Source organism: Salicola sp. AFF1 (assembly GCF_056783195.1).
The window spans coordinates 1-21,764 of the sequence record NZ_JBXAYL010000026.1 but is presented as its reverse complement, the minus strand read 5'-3'; the positions used below and the strand labels follow the sequence as shown (position 1 = coordinate 21,764).

20 protein-coding genes are annotated in these 21,764 nt (G+C 62.4%); 16 read left to right on the top strand and 4 right to left on the bottom strand.

Annotated features, from left to right (window positions below):
• The first annotated feature begins 3 nt into the window (after positions 1 to 3).
• From AC1RQI_RS14225 to AC1RQI_RS14210, 4 genes are all read left to right on the top strand, one after another.
• Positions 4 to 1,017: a type I glyceraldehyde-3-phosphate dehydrogenase gene (locus tag AC1RQI_RS14225; RefSeq protein WP_481905307.1), complete on the top strand. Its 1,014-nt coding sequence runs from the start codon at positions 4 to 6 to the stop codon at positions 1,015 to 1,017.
• 315 nt (positions 1,018 to 1,332) lie between these two features.
• Entirely contained in the window at positions 1,333 to 2,493 is a 1,161-nt protein-coding gene (locus tag AC1RQI_RS14220; RefSeq protein WP_481905306.1) for a phosphoglycerate kinase, read from the top strand.
• Positions 2,494 to 2,529: 36 nt separating this feature from the next.
• On the top strand, positions 2,530 to 3,594 hold the full coding sequence (gene fba, locus AC1RQI_RS14215; protein ID WP_416635459.1) for a class II fructose-bisphosphate aldolase: 1,065 nt from the start codon (positions 2,530 to 2,532) through the stop codon (positions 3,592 to 3,594).
• 63 nt (positions 3,595 to 3,657) lie between these two features.
• Positions 3,658 to 5,481, top strand: a complete 1,824-nt coding sequence (locus AC1RQI_RS14210) for a sensor domain-containing diguanylate cyclase (RefSeq protein WP_481905305.1) — start codon at positions 3,658 to 3,660, stop codon at positions 5,479 to 5,481.
• A gap of 20 nt (positions 5,482 to 5,501) precedes the next feature.
• On the opposite strand, the gene AC1RQI_RS14205 is transcribed toward AC1RQI_RS14210, so the two are convergent.
• On the bottom strand, positions 5,502 to 6,560 hold the full coding sequence (locus AC1RQI_RS14205) for an AI-2E family transporter (protein ID WP_481905304.1): 1,059 nt from the start codon (positions 6,558 to 6,560) through the stop codon (positions 5,502 to 5,504).
• A gap of 48 nt (positions 6,561 to 6,608) precedes the next feature.
• On the opposite strand from AC1RQI_RS14205, the gene AC1RQI_RS14200 reads away from it, so the two are divergent.
• The 12 genes from AC1RQI_RS14200 to AC1RQI_RS14145 all read left to right on the top strand — a co-directional run bounded on the left by AC1RQI_RS14200 (position 6,609) and on the right by AC1RQI_RS14145 (position 17,847).
• Positions 6,609 to 7,229, top strand: coding sequence for a YigZ family protein (locus AC1RQI_RS14200; protein ID WP_481905303.1), 621 nt, complete (start codon positions 6,609 to 6,611; stop codon positions 7,227 to 7,229).
• 132 nt (positions 7,230 to 7,361) lie between these two features.
• Positions 7,362 to 9,662 (top strand): putative monovalent cation/H+ antiporter subunit A, encoded by a 2,301-nt coding sequence (locus AC1RQI_RS14195; protein ID WP_481905319.1) that lies wholly within the window; start codon positions 7,362 to 7,364, stop codon positions 9,660 to 9,662.
• Positions 9,659 to 10,096 (top strand): Na+/H+ antiporter subunit B, encoded by a 438-nt coding sequence (locus tag AC1RQI_RS14190; protein ID WP_416635450.1) that lies wholly within the window; start codon positions 9,659 to 9,661, stop codon positions 10,094 to 10,096. The genes AC1RQI_RS14195 and AC1RQI_RS14190 overlap by 4 nt, the downstream gene beginning before the upstream one ends.
• A gap of 15 nt (positions 10,097 to 10,111) precedes the next feature.
• A complete protein-coding gene (locus tag AC1RQI_RS14185) occupies positions 10,112 to 10,459 on the top strand; it encodes a Na+/H+ antiporter subunit C (protein ID WP_416635448.1) in 348 nt (115 codons plus the stop codon).
• The gene (locus AC1RQI_RS14180) at positions 10,459 to 11,961 is read left to right on the top strand and encodes a Na+/H+ antiporter subunit D (protein WP_481905302.1); all 1,503 of its coding nucleotides are present in this window, start codon (positions 10,459 to 10,461) and stop codon (positions 11,959 to 11,961) included. Before AC1RQI_RS14185 ends, AC1RQI_RS14180 begins: the two co-directional genes overlap by 1 nt.
• Positions 11,958 to 12,431 (top strand): Na+/H+ antiporter subunit E, encoded by a 474-nt coding sequence (locus tag AC1RQI_RS14175; protein ID WP_481905301.1) that lies wholly within the window; start codon positions 11,958 to 11,960, stop codon positions 12,429 to 12,431. Before AC1RQI_RS14180 ends, AC1RQI_RS14175 begins: the two co-directional genes overlap by 4 nt.
• Before the next feature lie 60 nt (positions 12,432 to 12,491).
• Positions 12,492 to 12,728, top strand: a complete 237-nt coding sequence (locus tag AC1RQI_RS14170; RefSeq protein ID WP_416635634.1) for an MrpF/PhaF family protein — start codon at positions 12,492 to 12,494, stop codon at positions 12,726 to 12,728.
• Complete coding sequence (mnhG, locus tag AC1RQI_RS14165) at positions 12,725 to 13,105, top strand: monovalent cation/H(+) antiporter subunit G (RefSeq protein ID WP_416635442.1); 381 nt, start codon at positions 12,725 to 12,727, stop codon at positions 13,103 to 13,105. Before AC1RQI_RS14170 ends, mnhG begins: the two co-directional genes overlap by 4 nt.
• Before the next feature lie 83 nt (positions 13,106 to 13,188).
• Positions 13,189 to 14,406, top strand: coding sequence for a GTPase family protein (locus AC1RQI_RS14160; protein WP_481905300.1), 1,218 nt, complete (start codon positions 13,189 to 13,191; stop codon positions 14,404 to 14,406).
• Positions 14,403 to 15,935 carry a GTPase family protein gene (locus tag AC1RQI_RS14155; protein ID WP_481905299.1) on the top strand — a complete coding sequence of 511 codons (1,533 nt, stop codon included), beginning with the start codon at positions 14,403 to 14,405 and terminating at the stop codon, positions 15,933 to 15,935. Before AC1RQI_RS14160 ends, AC1RQI_RS14155 begins: the two co-directional genes overlap by 4 nt.
• Positions 15,936 to 15,940: 5 nt before the next feature.
• Positions 15,941 to 17,278, top strand: a complete 1,338-nt coding sequence (locus tag AC1RQI_RS14150; RefSeq protein ID WP_481905298.1) for an MFS transporter — start codon at positions 15,941 to 15,943, stop codon at positions 17,276 to 17,278.
• A gap of 35 nt (positions 17,279 to 17,313) precedes the next feature.
• Positions 17,314 to 17,847 (top strand): class I SAM-dependent methyltransferase, encoded by a 534-nt coding sequence (locus AC1RQI_RS14145; RefSeq protein WP_416635436.1) that lies wholly within the window; start codon positions 17,314 to 17,316, stop codon positions 17,845 to 17,847.
• Here the strand turns inward: AC1RQI_RS14145 and AC1RQI_RS14140 are convergent.
• Genes AC1RQI_RS14140 through AC1RQI_RS14130 form a run of 3 tightly spaced genes read right to left on the bottom strand, consistent with a single transcriptional unit; the run spans position 17,838 to position 21,652 of the window.
• Positions 17,838 to 18,293, bottom strand: coding sequence for a CopD family protein (locus AC1RQI_RS14140; protein ID WP_481905297.1), 456 nt, complete (start codon positions 18,291 to 18,293; stop codon positions 17,838 to 17,840). The two genes, AC1RQI_RS14145 and AC1RQI_RS14140, sit on opposite strands and share 10 nt — an antisense overlap.
• On the bottom strand, positions 18,290 to 19,252 hold the full coding sequence (gene pbpG / locus AC1RQI_RS14135; protein WP_481905296.1) for a D-alanyl-D-alanine endopeptidase: 963 nt from the start codon (positions 19,250 to 19,252) through the stop codon (positions 18,290 to 18,292). The genes AC1RQI_RS14140 and pbpG overlap by 4 nt, the downstream gene beginning before the upstream one ends.
• A 60-nt stretch (positions 19,253 to 19,312) precedes the next feature.
• Positions 19,313 to 21,652 (bottom strand): helicase-related protein, encoded by a 2,340-nt coding sequence (locus tag AC1RQI_RS14130; protein ID WP_481905295.1) that lies wholly within the window; start codon positions 21,650 to 21,652, stop codon positions 19,313 to 19,315.
• Positions 21,653 to 21,764 lie beyond the last annotated feature (112 nt).

Here is a 21,764-nt window from a genome sequence, read left to right as displayed (position 1 = left end):
CCGATGGCGGCTCGGGTAGCGATCAATGGTTACGGGCGCATCGGTCAGTGCCTGCTGCGTGCGCTGTACGAGAACGGTTACCGCGATCATCTCCAGGTGGTTGCCATCAATGAGTTGTCTGATCCGGAGACCATCGCGCACCTGACCCGTTTTGATACCACCCATGGCCGCTTTGCCGGCCAGGTTGAGGTCGATGGCGAAGGGCTGGTCGTGGATGGAGACGCCATCCGCATTGTGCGTGAACCGGAGGTGGCGCGGCTGCCCTGGGCCGATATCGGCGTTGACCTGGTGCTTGATTGCACGGGCAGTGGTGCGACCCGGGAGCAGGGCCAGAAGCACCTGGATGCTGGCGCTGGCCGGGTTCTGTTCTCCCAGCCCGGGGATCCGGAACTGGATGCTACCCTGGTGTATGGGGTCAACCATGAAACCCTGAGCGCCAGTGATCGCATTGTTTCCAATGCCTCCTGCACCACAAACTGCATTGTGCCCATCATACAGGCGCTGGATGCGGCTTACGGTATACAGCAGGGAGCCACCACCACCATCCATTCGGCGATGAATGACCAGCCGGTTATTGATGCCTATCATCACCAGGATCTCCGGCGTACCCGTAGCGCCTTCCATAATATGGTGCCAGTGGAAACCGGGTTGGCTCGTGGGATAGAGCGCCTGTTACCGAGTATGGCCGGGCGGTTCAGCTCTGTGGCGGTACGCGTGCCGACGATCAATGTGTCGGCCATTGATATGACGGTGACGGTGCGCGAGGAGACGGATACGGCGTCGGTCAACGCTGTTCTGGCGCGTATTGCGGGGGAGTCGCTCGATGGGATTATTGGGTATACACAGGAGCTTCTGGCGAGTACGGACTTCAATCATGATGCGCGTTCCGGCATTGTGGATGCGGGGCAGACCCGTGTGAGTGGGGGGCGGATGGTCAAGGTGTTGTGCTGGTTTGATAATGAGTGGGGGTATGCGAACCGGATGCTGGATGTGGCTCGGTATTGGACTTCGTTGTAACACCTCTCCCTAGACTTAGGATATGTAGCAGGTACCGAAGTGGGGGAGTGCTTTCTGGGACCGCTGTGAACCCCTGCAAGCTGCGCTATCCTGCTCCGCTTGCAGGTCCAGGGCATACATCCTGTATGCCCGTTCGCGCTTAATCGCGCGAACCCATGGGCGCTGGCGCGATGACATCCTGTCATCGAGCCTCCTGGAAAGCACTCACCCACTCCGGTACTTAGGCGTAACAGGTTTCGCTGGCGCCGGTAAACGGTTGTTTTAGGTAGGTTGTTGACCATTCATCATGAATCGCGCTTTTGAGGAATCGCACCAATGAGCATTAAACGCATGACCGACATGGAGCTGAAGGGCAAGCGGGTTCTGATCCGGCAGGATCTGAACGTGCCGATCAAGGATGGTGAGGTGACCAGTGATGCCCGCCTGCGGGCCTCGCTGGAGACGATTCGCGCGGCCCGGGATGCCGGTGGTCGGGTGATGCTCATGTCCCATCTCGGGCGTCCCGAGGAGGGGGTCTATTCCGAGGAGGATTCGCTCAAGCCCGTGGCGAAGCGCCTGGGGGAACTGCTGGGCCAGGAGGTGCGTGTTCTGGGTGACTACCTTGATGGGGTCGAGGTGACCGATGGCGAGGTAGTGCTTTGTGAGAACGTGCGCTTCAACAAGGGCGAGAAGAAGGATGATGAGGCTCTCGCGAAACGCTATGCGGCGTTGTGCGATGTGTTCGTGATGGATGCCTTCGGTACGGCGCACCGGGCGCAGGCGTCCACCCACGGCGTGGCGAAGTTTGCGCCAGAGGCCTGCGCTGGACCGCTTCTGGCGGGTGAGCTGGACGCGCTTACCAAGGCGCTGGAGCATCCCCAGAAGCCCGTTGTGGCCATTGTGGGCGGCTCCAAGGTGTCCACGAAGCTGACGGTACTGGAGCAGCTCTCGAAGGTGGTTGACAAGCTGATCGTGGGTGGCGGCATTACCAACACCTTCCTGGCCGCCAGCGGCAAGCCGGTCGGCAATTCGCTGTGCGAGCATGAGATGCTGGATGAGGCGAAGGCACTGATGGAGAAGGTCGAGATCGCCCAGCCGACAGATGTGGTAGTAGCCAGTGAAGTTTCAGAGAACGCGCAGGCCACCACCAAGAAGGTGGAGGATGTTGGCGGGGATGACATGATCCTGGATATTGGCCCGGAGACCGCCACGGCGCTTGCTGAGGAGCTCAAGGGTGCGAAGACCATTATCTGGAACGGGCCCGTGGGTGTGTTCGAGATTGAGGCGTTCTCCCATGGCACCCGCAAGCTGGGGGATGCCATTGCCAGCAGTGACGCGTTTTCTCTGGCGGGTGGCGGTGATACCGTATCCGCCATTGATGAATTCGGCCTCAATGACCGGATTTCCTACATCTCAACCGGCGGCGGCGCCTTCCTGGAGTTTGTGGAGGGCAAGACACTGCCGGCAGTGAACGTACTTGAGGAACGCGGCGCCTGAGCGCCGTTACCAAACCCCATATAAGGAGAGGCCGACATGGCACTGATTTCCATGCGACAGTTGCTTGACCATGCCGCCGAGCATGGTTACGGCGTTCCAGCGTTCAACGTGAACAACCTGGAACAGATGCGTGCCATCATGATGGCAGCGGACAAGACAGACAGCCCGGTGATTGTCCAGGCTTCAGCCGGGGCGCGCCGGTACGCGGGCGCTCCCTTTCTGCGCCGCCTGATGGAAGGGGCAGCGGAAGAATGGCCGCACATCCCGATCGCGGTGCACCAGGACCACGGGACCAGCCCGGCGGTGTGCCAGCGTTCCATCCAGCTTGGATTCACGTCGGTGATGATGGATGGGTCACTGGGCGAGGACGGCAAGACGCCCATGGATTACGACTACAATATGGGTGTGACCCGCAAGACGGTGGAAATGGCCCATGCCTGTGGTGTCTCCGTGGAAGGCGAACTGGGGTGCCTGGGCTCACTGGAGTCCGGTGAGGCCGGCGAAGAAGACGGCGTTGGGGCTTCCGGCAAGCTCAGCCATGACCAGATGCTGACCGACCCGGAAGAGGCGGCGCAGTTTGTTAAGGACACCCACTGCGATGCGCTGGCAATCGCCATTGGCACCAGCCACGGCGCCTACAAGTTTACCCGTCCGCCTACCGGCGACATCCTGGCGATTGACCGGATCAAGGAGATCCATGCGCGCATCCCGGATACCCATCTGGTGATGCACGGCTCCTCGTCCGTGCCCCAGGAGTGGCTGGACATCATCAACGAGTACGGTGGCGACATTCCGGAGACCTACGGCGTTCCGGTTGAGGAGATCGCCGAAGGCATCCGCCATGGCGTGCGCAAGGTGAATGTGGATACGGATCTGCGCCTGGCCGCTACCGGTTCCGTGCGCCGCTTCCTGGCCCAGAACCCGGCGGAATTCGACCCGCGCAAGTTCATGAAGGAAGCGCTCGCTGGCATGTACGATGTCTGCGTGAACCGCTATGAGGCGTTCGGTACTGCCGGCAACGCCAGCAAGATCACACCGATCAAGCTTGAGGATATGGTGAGCCGTTACGACAAAGGCGAACTTGATCCCAAAGTGAACTGAGCGGTGACCGTGGCCTCCTGGAAGGGGTGTGAAGCGCATCACCATCTGGTTTAGGCTTCGTTCATGCCAGCAACGCATGAAATCCGCTGCCCAACCCATATCGTGGTGCTGCTTACCCTTCTGGCGTGGCTCCTTCCGGCCCCCGTCATGGGGGCTGATGACGTTCGGGACCATTCCCGGCTCCCGCTGGAGCAACGGCTCCAGTTCCTGGAAGACCCCAGTGGCGACCTGGGGCTGGATGCGGTGCGCGCGCGCGATGACTGGCAGCAGCTCCAGGGGCACACCTTCAATCGTGGTTACTCGGATTCTGCCTGGTGGCTGCGGGTCCGCCTGAGCAATGAGGCGGATACGGGGGTGGAACGGCTCTTCTCGATCGGCTATCCCGTTCTTGGTGATGTTCAGGTGCATGTACTGGCAGACGGGGAGCGTCATCAATCATGGCAGCTTGGGCATGACTACCCCTACAGTCAGCGACCTCTGGATCACCGTTTTTTCGTGGTACCGCTGGAATGGGAGGCCAATGAAACGCTGACGGTTTACCTCCGGGTGCGGACCGAGAGTTCGGTCCAGGTGCCGGTGACGTTGTGGGACCGTGAAGCCTTTCGCAGTCGTGACATCACCGCGAACATCCTCCATGGCATTTACTTCGGTGCCTTTTTGGTGATCGGCGTTTACAACCTGCTGCTCTTCTTCGCCCTGGGTGAGCGCAATTACCTGTATTACGTGGGCTTTGTGTTCTCCATCGCGCTGTTGATGGCGTCTCTGACCGGTTACGGCTTTCGTTACCTGTGGCCGGCTGCCACCGAATGGAATGATCAGGCCATACTGGTGTTCATCTGCAGTGTCCTGATTTTTGCCGGGCTTTTCATGCGCCGTTTCCTGCAGCTGAGCCAGCTCTCCGTGCGGCTGGACGCGCTGGCGTTGCTGGTGGTGGCCATCAGCAGCGTCAGTGCGCTCCTGTCGTTTTGGCTCAGCTATTTTGCCCTGATTCTGGTACTCATCCCCTTGGTGGTGCTTGGGTGCCTTATTGCCTTTTTCGGTGGCCTCTATGCCTGGTATCGGGGGCAGGCTACGGCCAAGTATTACGTCATGGCGTGGTCATTCGTGTTGGGCGGCGGTATCGTTCTGGCGCTTTCCAAGGGGGGCGTTTTACCCTCGAATGTTGTCACCGATCATGCTGCCCAGATCGGATCCATTTTCGAGGTCGTGTTGCTGTCCTTTGCGCTGGCGCAACGGATTAACGTGGAGCGTCAGCTGCGGTACGAGGCTCAGTCGGAAACGCTGGAGACGGCGCGCCGGCTTAACCGTGAGCTGGAAGACCGGGTGAGAGAGCGTACCCGGGAGCTTGAAGCGCTCAACCGGAAGCTCAACGAGTTGAGTGTGACGGATGAACTGACGGGGTTACGCAATCGCCGTTTCCTGGACGAACAGCTGCGCCAGGAGGTTGAGTGGGCTCGGCGTACCGGGCGGCCAATCGCAGTGGCCATGCTGGATATTGATCATTTCAAGCCGGTTAACGACACCTATGGCCACCAGGTGGGTGATGAGTGCCTGAAAATGGTGGGCGCCATCGTGCAGGCCAATCTGCGTTCACCACAGGACACGGCGGCCCGCTATGGGGGTGAGGAGTTTGCCATGATCCTGCCCGAGACGGATGAGCAGGGCGCCGTCAGTGTGATCGAGCGGATTCGCCAGCAGGTGAGTGAGGTCTCGCTCACGAATGAGGGCGTTAATCTGACGATGACACTGAGTGGCGGCGTGACCATCCAGCGGGAAGCGGCGTCGGTTACCCCTGAACAGTTGCTGGCAGACGCGGACAAGGCCCTCTACCGGGCCAAGGCCGAGGGGCGAGACCGGGTCTGTGTTGATCACAGTGAGGATGGCTGAGCGAGGGCCTCACCGCCCAGCTATCTCTGGGAAGTGGTGGGTTGCTTGAAGTCGCGGATGAATATGCCCCAGAAAGCGGTGAAAAGGGCAGCGATCAATGGTCCAATGACAAAGCCGTTGATGCCGAACAGGATCAGCCCGCCCAGTGTTGACAGCAGCACCATGTAATCCGGGAGCTTGGTGTCACGCCCCACCAGCACCGGCCGCAGGAGGTTGTCGATCAGCCCGATGACGACGGTGCCGAACAGCACCAGCACGATGGACTGGATCCAGTTGCCGATTGCAAACAGGTAGATGGCGGCCGGAACCCAGATGAGGCCGGCACCCACCGCCGGAATCAGCGACAGTACCCCCATAACGACCCCCCAGAGGATGGCCGCCGGCAGAGACAGGGCCCAGAAAATGAAGCCACCGAGCATGCCCTGGATGACGGCGATGACGACATTGCCCTTGATGGTTGCACGGGTGACTCCCGCGAACTTGCCCAGAAGCAGTTGTTCGCGTTCCCGGCTCAGGGGCATGGCCTGACCGACCAGGTTGCGCAGGTAGTCCCCGTCGCGCAGCAGGAAGAACGCCAGGTAGAGCATGACGCCAAAGTGAATGAAGAAGCGGGCGGTATTCTGCCCGATGTTCAGCGCGGACTGGGCAAAGAATTGCCCGCCCTGCATCACGGTGTTGACGGCGCGTTCGCGCAATGACTCGATGTCCACCCCAAAGGATTCAAGAGCGGTGCCAATGAAGGGGACGGTTTCCCCGATGCGGTCCAGGAAGGCCCTGGGATCGAGTTCACCCGCCTGGATCTGTTGATACAGTTTGACGCCCTCATACACGAATGACGCGGCCACGAACAGCGTGGGCAGGATGACGAGGGTCAGGCAGAAGGCGAGGGTAGCCAGTGCCGTGAGGTTCGGGCGTTCGCCCCATAGCCGTGTAAAATACTGCTGAGCCGGGAAGAAGATGATCGCAATGGCGCAGGCCCAGAAGATGGCGCCGAAAAAGGGCTGCATCAGGTACAGGAAAAGCGCGGTGACGAGCAGAAGCAGGAACAGGAAGCTGCGCTGTTCAAGGTTGGCCTGCATGGTATGGATCCTTCCTGGAATGATTTGGAACAGAGGATACTGTGCTTGATGACCGATGCACAAACCAATGAGGGTGCCTGGCCAGTGCCAGCCGGTCAGGCCGAGGCGGAAACCGAGGTGCGCAAAAGCCGTTTTATTGCGCGTGTTGCACCAGTGGTCAGCCGGGAAGAGGCCCTTGCGTTTATTGAACAGGCACGCCGGGACCACCCTGAGGCGCGGCATCATTGCTGGGCCTATGTGATCGGGGCGCCGGGCAGAGCCACCAGCGCGGCCATGAATGACGATGGCGAGCCTTCCGGAACGGCGGGCAAACCCATCCTCAACGTGATTGAGCACAAGGGAATCGGGGATATCGTGGTGGTGGTGATCCGCTACTTCGGCGGCGTCAAACTGGGAGCGGGTGGCCTGGTGCGCGCCTATGCCGGGGCCGCCGAGGCGGTTCTTTCGACATTGGCCGTCCACTACCGGGAGCCCATCGCCACCCTCAAGCTGGAAGCCGGTTTTGCGGACGAGCAGCCATTGCGCCGGGAGCTGACCCGCCTGGGGGGGCAGCTGGAGGCCGTTGAGTATGGGCAGGGCATTTCCGTTTGGCTGTCGGTCCCTGAACCCGCGCGGGAGGCCATTGGCGCCTGGGCTGCCAGCCGGGGCCTGAGCGTCACCGAGCAGTAGGGCACTGGCGGCACAGGGGCATCAAGCCCGTTCGCCCTTCGCACAGGCAAGCACGCTCGGAATTTATTGTCATTGATCAAGGCCTTCGGTATGCTCCCTCGGAATGTCCAGACCTGGGGGCGTCCCGTTCCGATGCTGCTCGCCGTTCTCTCCGGATTCATATTGGCGCCTTTTGCTCCCCTGATCTGCAGGCTGGCCGGAGACCGCTGCGGATGGGTCCTGGCGCTGCTTCCGGCGGCACTTTTCGTTTGGTTCGCAGGCCACCTGCCGGAGGTGATGGCTGAGGGGGGCCAGGTGATGCGCTACCCATGGTTTCCCGCCATGGACATCACCCTGAACTGGCTGGTGGATGGCCTGTCGCTGCTGTTTGCGCTCCTGATCAGCGGCATTGGCACCTTCATCCTCATCTACGCGGGTGGCTACCTGAAGGGGCATCCCTACCTGGGGCGCTTCTACGTCGTGATGCTCAGCTTCATGGCCTCCATGCTGGGACTGGTCCTGGCGGATAACCTTGTGACCCTGTTTGTCTTCTGGGAGCTGACCAGTATCACGTCTTATCTGCTCATCGGTTTTGATCACGAGGACGTCGAGGCAAGGGCCTGTGCCCTGCAGGGACTGTTTGTGACGGTTGCCGGTGGGCTGGCCCTGATGGCGGGCCTGATCATGCTGGCCACCATGGCTGGCTCGTACTCGCTGAGTGGGGTCTTGGCCTCGGAGGTGGACCTGGTGGGGCACGCGTGGACCGTGCCCATGCTGCTGTGCGTGCTGGCGGGCGCGTTCACCAAGTCAGCCCAGGTTCCCTTCCATTTCTGGCTTCCCAAGGCCATGGCCGCGCCCACGCCAGTCTCAGCCTTCCTGCATTCGGCCACCATGGTCAAGGCGGGGGTCTATCTGCTGGCGCGCTTGAATCCGGCGCTGGGCGAGGCGGAACTCTGGACATGGCTGCTCAGCCTTTTTGGTGGCGTGACCATGTTCACCGGCGCCTTCATGGCCATTACCCACACCGACGCCAAGAAGGTGCTGGCCTATTCCACCATCATGGCTCTGGGCACCCTCATCATGCTGATTGGCATCGGAACCCACTATGCCCTGGTGGCGTTTGCGGTTTTCCTTATAGCCCACTCGCTGTACAAGGGCGCGCTCTTCATGGTCGCTGGAATCCTGGATCATGAAACGGGCACCAAGGATCTATCGGCCATGGGCGGCCTGGCTGCGCTTATGCCGGTGACAGCAGTGGCTGCGGCGGTGGCGGCGCTATCGCTGGCGGGGTTGCCGCCGTTGCTGGGGTTTGTGGGCAAGGAGTTGATGCTTGAGGCCGTGCTTGAGGCTCCGGCGTGGCGCGGGGCGTTGACGGTTCTGGCGGTCGCCGCTGGCGTCGGCGTGATGGTGGCGGCTGGCCTCATTGCCCTTAAGCCCTTCTACGGAGAGCGCGGGGAAACCCCAAAGCATCCCCATGAGGCACCCCTGTCCCTGCTGGCCGGGCCCGTGGTGCTGGCCGGGTTGTCATTGCTGTTCGGCGTAGCGTTGTTTCTTCCGGAGCAGGCGCTGGTGGCACCGGTGGTGGCGTCCCTGGGAGGCACCGCGGAGAAAGTCCACCTGGCCCTGTGGCATGGTGTTAATACGCCCCTGTTGCTATCGCTGTTTTCCCTTGGCGCGGCTGTGGTGGTCCTGCGCTCCTGGTCGCGCCTTCAGCCCTCCCTGGCCATCCTGAGGGATGGATTGGGACGCTTTGGGCCCGAAGCGGGGTATTTCCGGACCCTGGAGTGGCTGACCCGCATTGCCACCTGGCAGACCCGCGTGCTGCAGAACGGCACCATGGGCAACTACATGATCACTCTGGCGCTGACAACGGTGGGAATCACCGGTTTTACCCTCATCAGCCAGTACGGTGTGCCACTTCGGCTGCCGTTTCCGGATTCCGGTTTTGCCGCCGGTATCGCGCTTCTGATGATCGTTTCGGCCCTCTTTGCCACGGGTACGATTTCACGGCTTGGTTCCGTGGCTGCCATGAGCGTTGTCGGTTTTGCGGTGGCGCTCATCTTTACCCTGTTCAGCGCGCCGGACCTGGGCATCACGCAGATACTGGTCGAGACGCTGACCGTCATCCTGTTGGTGCTGGTGCTTTTCAGGTTGCCAGGCTTTACCCGCATGTCATCTCCGCTGGAGCGTTGTCGGGACATCCTGGTGGCGCTCCTGGTGGGAGCGCTTATGACCATGCTGGTCCTGGCGGCCACTGAGGTCCAGTTCTTCGAACCGATTTCAGCCGGTCATGTGGCGCGCAGTGTGGTGGATGGCCATGGCCGGAACATCGTCAACGTCATTCTCGTGGACTTCCGGGCCCTGGACACGCTGGGTGAGATCTTCGTGCTGGCGCTTGCGGCGGTTGGGGTCTACTCCATGATCCGGCTCAAGGCGGAGGACTACATCGCATGAGGGAAGCCAATACCCTGATTCTGCGCACCGCTGCCCTGTTCCTGATGCCGATGCAGCTGCTGTTCTCGGTATTCCTGCTGCTCCGTGGCCACGACGAACCCGGTGGCGGCTTCATCGCCGGGCTTGTGGCTTCCGGCGCGGTGGTGCTGTTCCTGTTTTCCTACGGAGTGAGCGCTACCCGGGAGCTGTTGCGGGTGGATCCAAGGGACTTCCTGGGAGCCGGGCTGTTGATCGGCCTGGCGTCCATCGTGCCCTCGCTGGTGCTGGGGGAGCCCGCCATGACGGCTCAATGGTGGAAGGTTCCGCTGCCCGGTGGCGGCTACTACAAGCTGTCCACGCCCCTGATTTTCGATATTGGCGTGTACCTGACCGTGATTGGCGCCATCCTCACCATGGTGGTGGGCCTGTCCGAGTCGGAGGAATGCGATGCCTGAGTCCGGAGGCTGCTGATGGAAACACTGATGGCCTACATCGTGGGCGCAATGTTTGCCGCCGCGGTGTACATGATGTTGCGCCGATCGATCGTGAAGCTCGTGATCGGCCTGATGCTGCTGAGCAATGCCGCCAACCTGCTGATCTTCACGGTTGCGGGGATGCGCCAGGGCGCACCGCCGCTGGTACCGGAAGGGGCTGAGCTGCCAGCCGCAACCGTTGCCGATCCCCTGCCGCAAGCTTTGATCCTGACCGCTATTGTGATTGCGTTCGGGGTCCTGGCGTTCTCGGTGGTGCTGATTCATCGCGCCTATGAGGTTGTCGGCACGGACGACCTGGACCGGATGAAGGAAACCGATACCTGATGTCACTGGCTGTTGCTCCCATCCTGATCCCGCTGTTTTTTGGGGCGCTGTCACTGGCGCTGTGGCGTTACCGCATCGCCCAGCGCGTGCTGGGGGTGGTCGGGACCCTGGCATTGCTGGTGGTTTCCATCTTCCTGCTTCAGCAGGTGCACGCGCATGACATGGTGGTACTCCACATGGGCGGATGGGCTGCCCCGCTTGGCATCACGCTTGCCGTGGATATGCTCGGGGCCATCATGGTGGTGCTTACCGGGATTACGGGCCTCGCCATTGCCCTGTTCTCCATGGGGGCCACCCCGCAACGGCATGAACATTTCGGGTATTACCCGCTGATGCACCTGTTGCTGGCTGGCGTGGCCGGTTCCTTTGTGACCGGTGACATTTTCAACCTCTATGTCTGGTTCGAGGTGATGCTGATTGCCTCGTTCGCGCTGTTGACCCTGGGGGGTGAACGGGCCCAGATGGAGGGGGCCATCAAGTATGTGACCCTGAACCTGTTTTCCTCGGCCATCTTTCTTTCAGCCGTGGGTATTCTCTATGGACTGCTTGGCACCCTGAACATGGCGGACCTGGCCCAGAAGATCGATCAGGTGGAAAACACGGCGCTGATCAATGTGGTAGCAGTGATGTTCATGGTTGCCTTTGGCATCAAGGCCTCCGCCTTCCCGCTGTTCTTCTGGCTGCCGGCTTCCTACCACACGCCCCTGGTGGGCGTCTCCGCGCTCTTTGCTGGGCTGCTGACCAAGGTTGGGGTGTACGCGCTGTTCCGGATGTTCACCATCGTGTTTGATCATGATGTGGGCTATACCCATGAGATCCTGCTCTGGGTGGCGGCGCTGACCATGCTCACCGGCGTTCTGGGGGCCGCCGCCCAGTATGAGTTCCGGCGGATCCTGTCCTTCCATATCGTCAGTCAGATCGGGTACATGATCCTGGGCCTGGCGCTGTTCACGCCGCTGGCGATTATTGGCGGCGTTTTCTACATCATGCACCACATCATCGTTAAGACCACCCTGTTCCTGGTGAGTGGCGTGACCCACCGGCTTACCGGCACCCATGAGCTCAAGGACCTGGGTGGGTTCTTCCGCGCCCGGCCCATGCTGTCGGTGCTGTTCCTGATCCCCGCGTTCTCTCTGGCGGGGATGCCGCCGCTTTCCGGGTTCTTCGCCAAGCTCATCGTCATTCGCGCCGGCATTGAGGCCGAGGCCTGGGCGGTCACGGCCGTGGCGCTGTTGGTGGGCCTTTTGACGCTGTTTTCCATGACCAAGATATGGGCGGAAGTGTTCTGGAAGGCCGCGCCCGAGACGGAATCCGGCGAACCAGCCCGGCAGGGCGGTACCGCCGGCCTGGGATGGATGTACACGGCCATTGCTGGACTGGCCGGCTGCACCCTGTTCATCGGTCTCAACGGTGAGCCCATCTATGCGCTGGCTGAGACGGCAGCGGAACAGCTGCTCAACCCGGATCGCTACATCCGGGCGGTACTGGAGGCGCGCCCATGATCGCTTTTTTCTGGAATGTGATCCTGGCATTGCTCTGGGTGGCGCTGACCGGCAGCTTTTCCGGCGGTAACCTGCTGGTCGGTTTCTTCTTCGGGTACCTTGCGCTCACGGTTATGCAGCGCCACGTCCCGGCGTTGCGTGGCTATTCCCAGCGGCTGCCCCGGTTTCTGGGCTTTTCGGCCTTTTTCCTCAAGGAGCTGGTTGTGGCCAATGTCCGGGTGGCCTATGACGTCATCACCCCGGTCTGGTACATGAAGCCGGGAGTCATTGCGATGGACCTGGAGGCGGAGACGGATATCGAGATTACGCTGGTGGCCAACCTGGTGTCACTGACCCCTGGCACTCTGAGTCTGGACGTCTCGGACGACCGCAGGGTGCTCTACATCCATGCCATGTTCATGGCTGACGAACAGGAACTGCGTGACAGTCTGCAGGAGCTGCAACGCCGGATCCTGCGTGTGCTGCGCTAGCGTGATGGGCTGCGGGAGTTCGCTACGATGAATGGCTTCGTACTGACACTGGTTTATTCAATGCTGGCGCTTGCCATGCTGATGGCTGCCATCCGGCTGGGCAAGGGGCCGTCTCTGCCGGATCGGGTGGTGGCGCTTGAACTGATCAGCTCCATGGTGGTGGGCATTATCGGCGTTCATGCGCTGGATACCGGTGTTCTCAGTTTTCTGGACGTGGCGATCGTGGTGGCGTTGGTCGCCTTCCTCGCAGCCATCGGGTTTGCACGCTTTATTGAACGGGGAGGGCCGCGCGAATGATGGATCTGCTCATTGCTGTATGCCTGATCAGCGGAGCTGCCTTCATGCTGCTGGCCGCGCTGGGCATCCTGCGCCTGCCGGATTTGCCGACGCGTATGCATTCCTCTACCAAGTCGGGCACTATGGGCGCTGTCCTGATCATGGCCGGTGTGGTGTTGGGGTTTGCTGAATGGCTTGCGCTGGCGCGGGGGATGGCGATTGTGCTGTTCATCATGATGACAAGCCCTATCGCGGCCCATGCCATTGGTCGCGCCGGGTATTTCATTGGGGTGCCATTATGGGATGGCACCATCAAGGATGAGCTGCGTGAGAACTACGACAGCCGCACCCATGGCCTGAGCAGCGATGGTCGGAAACAGGATGATCCCGGGCAGTGATGCATTGCTGACTTACCGCGACTGAGCCGGTAAGGTGGATTGCAATCACTGCAAGCCCACGTTCACCGGAGGTCGCTCATTCCATGACGCGCACATCCCGCTGGTCTTTGCCCTCACTGGGCGCCGTGCGCGAGGCATTGCTGCGTCCGGGTGTGGACGATGAACGGCTGACGGTTGCCCTGGCCGAAGCCCGGGAGCAGCAGCCACCGCCTGTTGTCTGGCTTCTGGGTAAGGCGCAGTCGGGCAAGACCTCGCTCATCCGCGCACTGACCGGCAGCCCTCGCGCCACGATTGGTAACGGCTTCCAGGCCTGCACCCGCACCGCCTCCTTTTACGATTTTCCGGAGCAGGCCCCGGTGGTGCGCTTTCTGGATACAAGGGGGCTGGGGGAGGTGGCCTACGACGCGGCTGAGGATCTCGCCTTCTGTGAATCCCAGGCGCACCTGGTGATGGCGGTGATGAAAGCGGCGGACCCCGATCAAGAAGCGGTAATGGAGGCCCTGAAGACGGTCCGCAAGCGTCATCCCGAATGGCCGGTGGTGCTTGTGCACACGGCGTTGCATGAGCTTTATCCGCCGGGGGCGGATCATCTCGTGCCCTGGCCCTTTGGCGATTCCGTGCTACCGGAGGCGGTCCCTTCGGATCTCCAGCGTGTCCTGTCTGAGCGTGATGAACTGAGTAAAAAGCTGGCAGGGCATGCGCCGGTGGTCTCGGTAGCGGTGGATTTCACCCTGGAAGAGGATGGGTTCGTGACCCCGGATTATGGCCTGGAGGGGTTATGGCAGGGCATTGAGGAAACCGCCACGTTCGAGTTGCGAGCTCGACTGCAGCAGGATCCAGGGCTGCGTGATCTGTTCAGTCGTGCCGCTCACCCCCAGATTACCGGCTACAGCCTGGCGGCGGCCGGAGCTGGGGCCCTGCCGCTGGTTGACGTGGCTCTGCTTCCGGCATTGCAGGTGCGGATGCTGCATGTGCTCGGGCGCATCTATCAGCAGCCATGGGACCTGCGGCGCAGCTCGGAGTTTTTCGGCCTGCTGGGGCTCAGCGCTTTGGCGGGCCACGGTTTGCGTTGGGCCGGGCGCAGTCTCGTGAAGATGGTGCCCGGCTGGGGGCAGACCCTGGGGGCGGCCTGGGGGGCCTCCAGTGGGGCGGCCATGACCTACGCGCTGGGTAAGGCAGCGGATTTCTATCTCGCACGGACGGCGGACGGCATGCCCGTCGAGGCTGACACCATCCGCAAGCTCTATCACGACGCCTTTGAACAGGGACTTCGTCTCGCACGCGAGCGGGAGGATGAGTGAGGGCGCTGCTGCGTGAGTTCGGTTATTTGCGGCTGGTTGCCGTAGTGGTCTCGTTTCTGCCATTGCTGGTGCTGCCTGCCATGGGGGTGCTTTGGCTCTGGCATTCGGGGCAGCTTTTCGTCTGGTTTGTGGTGTTGGCGGCGTGTGGCCTGTTGGGGTATGGGCTTCATTGGGTCTCGCGGGCCCTCAGCCGGAAACGTTTGCAACCGGCGACGCAGCCGGAAGCGCATTGGCCCCCGGATTCCCATGAGGCGTGGCAGCGGGTTGAAGGTCGCGCCAACGAGGCGACGCCTGAACAGTACCCCCTCAGCGATGCCACCGGCCTGTTCCGTCTCGGCCGGGATACGGTGGAAGATGTTGCCCGCCATTACCATCCCCACCGCGAACGCCCTCTGCTGGAGCTGACGCTCCCCCACATGCTCCTGATCATTGAACGGGCCAGCCGGGAATTGCGGGCGGAGATCGTCGACCATGTTCCGCTCAGTCACCGTCTCACCCTGGGTAGTATGGCCCGTCTGCGACGCTGGCGTGATACCGCCGTGCAACTGGAGGGGGTGTACCGCCTTGGGCATGCGGCCATGGATCCGACCAGTGTGGTGTTCCGGGAGCTGCGTCGGGATTTGGGCAATCGGGTACTGGGCTATGGCTCGGAGCAGGTTCAGACCTGGCTGTTGCGTGAGTACATCCGCAAGGTGGGCTATTACGCCATTGAACTCTACAGTGGTCGCCTGCTGCTGGAACCCGAGACAGACGTGGCCTCTGTGACCCGCGCCTCGCGCCTGCAACAGCAGGCCAGCGAGGCGCAGTCCTCCACGCCGGAGCCCTTGCGGGTCCTGTTGTTGGGGCGGAGCAACAGTGGCCGTTCAAGCCTGGCGAACGCGCTTATTGGCGCGCCAGTGGCGCCGGTGGACAGCCTTGCGGGTACCACCAACGCCGTTGAGGCATACAGTTGGGGCAGCAGTGGCGGGGATGAGGTCCTGCTGACGGATACCCCGGGTATTGAGGGCGACAGCCTTGATACCGCCACGCTGCGCCGGGAAGTGCTGCGGGCGGACCTGGTCCTGTGGGTGACGCCGGTCCTGCGCGCGGATCGCGAGGGTGAACGGGCGGTATTGGCGCGGATCAGGGGGTGGTTCCGGGAGGATGCATCCCGGCGTCCACCTCCCGTGATTGGTGTTGTAACCGGGGTGGACCAGGTTCGGCCCGCGCGCGAATGGGCGCCGCCGTATTCCCTGGCTGAGCCGGAGACGGCCAAGGGCCGGAACATGGCGGCGGCCGTGGCCGCAGTGGGCGAGGAGCTGGAACTGGATGCCCAGCATCGGGTGGCCGTAAGCCTTCATGGTGATACGCCCTTCAATGTGAGCGATGGCCTTCAGGCCCTGATGGAAGAGCAGATGGACGAAGCCCGCCGCGTGCGCCTGTTGCGGTGCCTGCGGGAACGCCAGCGTGAAGAGACCTGGCGTTACCTTTGGCGCCAGATTCGCAATTCAGGCCGTGTGCTGGCCAGCAAAACCCGGAGAAGCCGCTGAATACCATGGATTCACAGACCCACGCGCCTCGCCGCGAGCTCTTCGGCTGGGCCATGTTCGACTTTGCCAACCAGGCCTATACGCTGCTGATCATCACCGTGGTGTTCGGTGATCTGTTTACCCGCGTGATTGTTGGTGATAGTCCGGACTATCGGTTGGGCAATTTTCTCTGGAGCCTGGCGCTGGCGGTAAGCTATGGGCTGGTGGTCGTGGCCAATCCGGTCTGTGGCGCCGTTATGGATTACACCCGCTCGCGCAAGCGCTTCCTGTTCCTCAGCTATGGGGTCACCGTGGGGGCCACCGCGCTGCTTTACTTTGTGGAGCCGGGCTGGATCACCGTCGCCATGGTGCTGATCATCATCTCCAACTTCGCTTACGCCATTGGTGAGGGCTTCATTTCCAGTTTCCTGCCGGATCTGGGGCCGCGCGAGGCGTTGGGGTGGATTTCAGGGTTGGGGTGGAGTCTGGGCTACATTGGTGGGCTGGTGGCCACGGCGTTCACCCTGGCGTTCCTGGGCGATGTGTCCGCGGCCAACTACGATACGATCCGCTGGGTCGGGCCTTTCGCAGCCATTTTCTTCCTGGTGTCGGCCATTCCCACTTTTGTCTGGGTCCGGGAGCGTGGCGAGGCCAGGGCGGTTCCCGAAGGGTGGTCGTTGACCCGGCTGGGGATCAACCGGCTCGTAGCCACAGGGCGTGCTGTTAACGAGTTCCGCGACCTGCGCTGGCTGCTTGTCTCGATTTTCTTCTCCATGGCGGGGATCTACATCATCGTCAGTTTTTCCTTCATCTACGGTTCCCAGGTGATTGGCTGGGATGAAGCCACCCGTACCCTGATGTTCGTCACCGTCCAGATTACCGCCGCCATCGGGGCTTTGCTGTTCGGCTGGCTCCAGGGACCCTGGGGCGCGCGCCGCACCTATCTGGTTACCCTCTGGCTCTGGGTGCTCGCCATACTGGCCATATGGCAGACGCCCAACATGACGCGGCTGCTGGCGTCAGTGACCGGCTTCGGGCTTGAGGCGCAGGATGTGTTCCTGGGCGCTGGCGTGCTGGCGGGGCTCAGCCTCGGTTCGGCCCAATCCGCCGGAAGGGCGCTTGTGGGGGTGCTCACGCCCATGGGCAAGGCGGCGGAGTTTTTCGGCTTCTGGGGCACCGCCTCCAAGCTGGCGGCCATCTTCGGCATACTGGGGCTGGGGCTGATCCAGTGGGCCCTGGGACTGGCGGATGCCATCCTGTTCTGCCTCGCACTGTTCGTGCTGGCGATGGTGACCGTCCTGCCAGTGGATGAGGGGCGGGGCCGGGATGTGGCCGAGCAGTGGCGGGAATGGGAGGAAGAGTGATGGTGTTGATGGCGGGTTCAGCTGGAGAGTGAGCCGTGGAAGCAGCCGCTTTGGTGGTGTTGGGTCTGGTGCTGGTGGTGGCAGCGTCCATCCTTTGGTCGACCCTGCGTACGGGCATGCCGCCAATGCCCAGTATTGGCCGTGCCCCGGGGGTGATGCTGGCGCTGGTGGAAACCCCGCCTGACGGGGCGATTGTCGACATGGGCTCCGGCTGGGGTACGCTTGCCATCCGGTGTGCTAGGCGTTTCCCGCAGACGCCGGTGATCGGTTACGAGGTCTCATTCTTCCCCTGGCTGGTGTCCGTGTTACTGGCGCGGTTGATGCGGCTGGACAACCTGAGGTTCTATCGGCGCGATTTCCGGAATGCGGAGCTGGATGGGGTTGAGGTCGTGTTGTGCTACCTGATGCCGGCGGGCATGCAGGCCGTGCAGCAGCGGCTGGCGCGTGATCCGGGGTCCGTGCGCTGGGTGATCAGCCACTGCTTTGCGCTGCGGGGGCGAGAGCCCGAGACGCTCAGAGAGCTCCCGGATCTCTATGCGACGCCGGTCTACCGCTACCGTTACCAGTAGCGCCCACCAGTGGCGATCACCACCACGATCAGTCCGATGATCAGGTTGATGGCCACGAACTTGCGGATCTGGCCGACGCGGCGCTTGCCTTCGTCTGTATCACCATTGTTGACGGCCTGCTTGAGCCGCTTATAAGGGGCGAAGACGATGTGGAGGAACAGCAGCATCATCAGCAGGCCAAGGCCGTGCATCACGTGGATATGCCAGTTGACGTTGCCCATACCGCCGTAGGTATGAATCAGTCCATAACCGGTAATCAACAGGATGGCAATGCCAGCCCCTACCCAGCGGAAGAACAGGGACAGGGTGTGGCACCACAGAAGAGGGCGCTCGGAGGCATCCACCACCCGGACGACGGCGGGGCGCATGGCCATGTAGGCGAAGAACATGCCGCCCACCCAGATAACGGCGGCCAGGGCATGCAGTGAAAGGGCTAATCCGGTCATTGCGCGGTCTCCATTGAGTCCTGATGTGTATTGTCGCTGACGGTGGTTTCGGTTTCGTGCCCCCGCAGCGCCTGGATCTGTTGCTGTTCATAGCGTTTGGCGGCGTCCGCAATGGCGCCACTGTTGCCGGTTCGGAGCCAGCGCCGCACACGACCCGCATCGCCCAGTGGGGTGCGCTTGCCAAAGGCGTTCAGGAATACCATGCCCACTGGCCGGTCGTTCACCGGCGTCACCATCATCAGGCAGCGCCCGGCGTCGTTCAGGTAGCCCGTCTTGGTCAGGCGTAGCGGCCAGCCACGGCGGTGCACCAGCAGATTGGTGTTGCCGTAGCGCAGCTGGTAGCGCGGGCTCCGGAAGTGCACCGTATGGTAACGCGTGGTTGAGAGCTTGCGCAGGGTCTCATTTTTCCAGGCGGCACGCATCAGCTGTGTCAGGTCGGCGGCGGTGGATTGGTTCTTTGAGGACAGCCCTGCCGGGCCGACGAATCGGGTATTGGTCATGCCCAGTTGGGAGGCTTTATGGTTCATGGCCTTCACGAAGGCGTCATAACCACCAGGATGATGGCGCGCCAGCTGGTGTGCTGCCAGGTTCTCGGAAGCCATCAGGGCAATACGCAACAGGTCCCGGCGAGTGGCCTCGGAGCCAATGCGAATGCGGGAATAGGCGTTGACCGGGGCCGGTCGGTCCCTTTCCAGAATGGTCAGGTATTCATCCAGGGGTTGTTCCGAGTCCAGAACCACCAGGGCGGTCATCACCTTGGTGACGGAAGCGATGGGAGTGGGAATACTCGCATTCTTGCCGTGGATCTGTTCACCGGTTTCAAGGTCAACGACTGCCGCATGGACCGACGCCAGTTGGAGGTTACTCGCATCCAGCCCCTCTGTCAGCGGTGAGGCACTGGTGCTGGCCGGGAGCACCACCAGCAGCCAGAACAGGGTTGTCAGCCAGTGTCTTACCATGGGTCGCCTCCTGTTGAAAGGCGCCATTGTTCCATACCGCTGGCTGGGGTGGAACCGCGCTTACTGTACGGTAACCACCTTGCTCGCGCGCCGGTAACGCACCTGCCAGCCTCTCCAGCTGGGAAGCTCCCAGCGCTTGGGGGGCGTTTTTCGGGGGCCGTGGCGATAGTCCAGTGTGACGCGCTTCGCAGCCGGCTCATAGGTCACATCCATGACCAGATCCCCCAGCGAAACACGGCGTGGATGGCGCCGGTCAAAAGCCTCGCGCTCCCATTCCGGAACCCCCTCGAAGGCCAGGTCATCCGGTTCAATCAGGCTTTCGTCGCCAGCTTCTTCCACGCCCAGTGCTTCCAGGCGCTGGCACAGCCAGTCGTGGGCGGAGTCCGGAACCTCGCCCTCACCATGGCCCAGAGCCACATAGAGGGCCCATTGCTGGATGTCCGCTTGCACCTGTTCGCCTACTGGGGCCAGTAGTTCCCCCTGAAGAATTAGGTCAGCCAGTGCCTGGCGGAGTTCCGGGCCGCCAGGCGTGGTGTCCGCGGTGCTGACCACCCGGTTGGCATAGAGCCGTTCGCGGCGGACGCGCGGAGTGCCATTGTCGAGTCGCACCTCGCCAAAGCGGACCTTGCCCAGATCCAGTTCATCCAGCAGGGAAAGCGGCACCGGCGCCAGACATGTCGCAATGGTGATGGTCTGGCGGTGGCCGTGTTTGCCGGGAATGCTGTGGTCGTCCAGTACCAGGGCGGCTTCCGCGTCTTCCGGGAGCCTGGAGGCTTCCTCTGGCATGACCTCGCGAGTGTCGTTGCCCATGGCCTGCCGGCGTTTCTCCCGGCGCACAAAGACCAGTTCCGGCGCCGCACGCGCAATGGCGTGACGGAGCTCGGCGGGTTCCGTGAAGGGAGCCTCGGGGATGCCCGGAAGCGCCAGGGTCTCCCGGATGCGCCCGGCCAGCTGGCGCGCTTCCCGGCGTGCCTGTTCATTCACACTGAGCGGCTTGGGAGGACGGCTGCGAACCAGGGTGATCAGCGTGGTGGCATCACAGGGTTCGGGCAGCCAGTCGCCCAGGGCGCGGCGTCGCTCTTCGTCCTCAGGAAACCGGAACAGCCGCGGGCGGGTGCTTAGGGCGGCGGTCAGGTCCGCCATGGCACCACGGGTGCTGGCATCCGGCATGGCCGAGATCAGGTGGGCGAAGAAGCTATCGATGGGAAGCTGGAACAGCCGTTGGCCGTAGTCGGTGGCAACGCCGCGTTCGTCCACCGCGCCCATGGTATAGAGGCGTTGCTGTGCGGCTTCCTGGGCCTTGTCCGGCAAGGGGTCGGGAAAACGGAGCGTGCTTGCCGGGGTCCCCGCACAGCCGGCAGCCAGTACCAGCTCGGTCAGTTCTTCCCGCTGGATTTCCGGGGCGGTTGCCGCGTCCAACGGGGCGCCACGGCCCCAAAGGCGGATGGCCCTTCCGGGCTCGGTGCGCCCGGCACGACCGCTGCGCTGGTCGGCCGCCGCCTGGCTGATCGCGGCCAGACTGAGCACGGTGCGGCCGTTGCGCTGGTGGGTTCGGCGTTCCAGCCCGGAGTCCACCACGGCTGTGACGCCGGGAATGGTGAGCGAGGTTTCCGCCACATTGGTGGCCAGAATCACGCGCTGTCCTCCGTCTTCCGCCAGTGCTGCCTCCCGTGATTCGGCGTCGACGGTGGCGTGCAGGGTCAGTACCGGTACGCCTGGATCCCCCAGGGCCTGCGCTGTGTCCCGGATTTCGCCGCGGCCGGGCAGAAACGCCAGAACCGGCCCCTGAGTCGCCTTCAGAGCCCGCTTAATCGCCCGGGCCATACGGTCCGAGAGATGGCGGCTTTCCGGCATCTGGCGCTCGTCCTTGGCGTCATGCTCCACCGTGACGGGGAATCGCCGGCCTTCCGCCTCGATCAATGGTGCCTCCAGATGGCGGGCCACGGATTCCGCCGCAAAAGTGGCGGAAGTCACCACCAGGTGGTGGTTGCCGCGGTATTGGAGCAGGGCGAGCAGCAGGTCCGTATCCCAGCGCCGTTCATGGAATTCGTCCAGGATCACGGTATGGAAGCGGGCCAGTCCGGTTTCTCCCAGCCAGCGCAGCGCCATGCCGGGCGTGGCGAAGACCAGAGGGGTTTCGTGGGTGCAGCGGACATCGAAACGCACCGCATGACCAATGCCATCACCCAGGGGCGACCCCTGTTGCCGGGCAAGGAAGTCCGCAAGTGCGGTGCAGGCCACGCGGCGGGGCTCGATGACCAGGGTTGCCCCTTTTTCCGTGGCCCACAAAGGCAGTCGGGTGGATTTGCCGGAGCCGGTATCCGCGGTGACAACGACGTGGCCCTGTGCCAGGGCTTCCATGAAGCTGTCTTGATAAGCGTCTATGGGCAGTTGAGGCATTCAGTAGCGGTCTGCGGTTGTTTGGGAATTGAGAGCTAGGAGTCTGCGCGGCAGAAGATTTTAGGTCCCGGTTTGAGTCGAGTGGGTCAGTATCCAGCCGGGATTGCTTCCA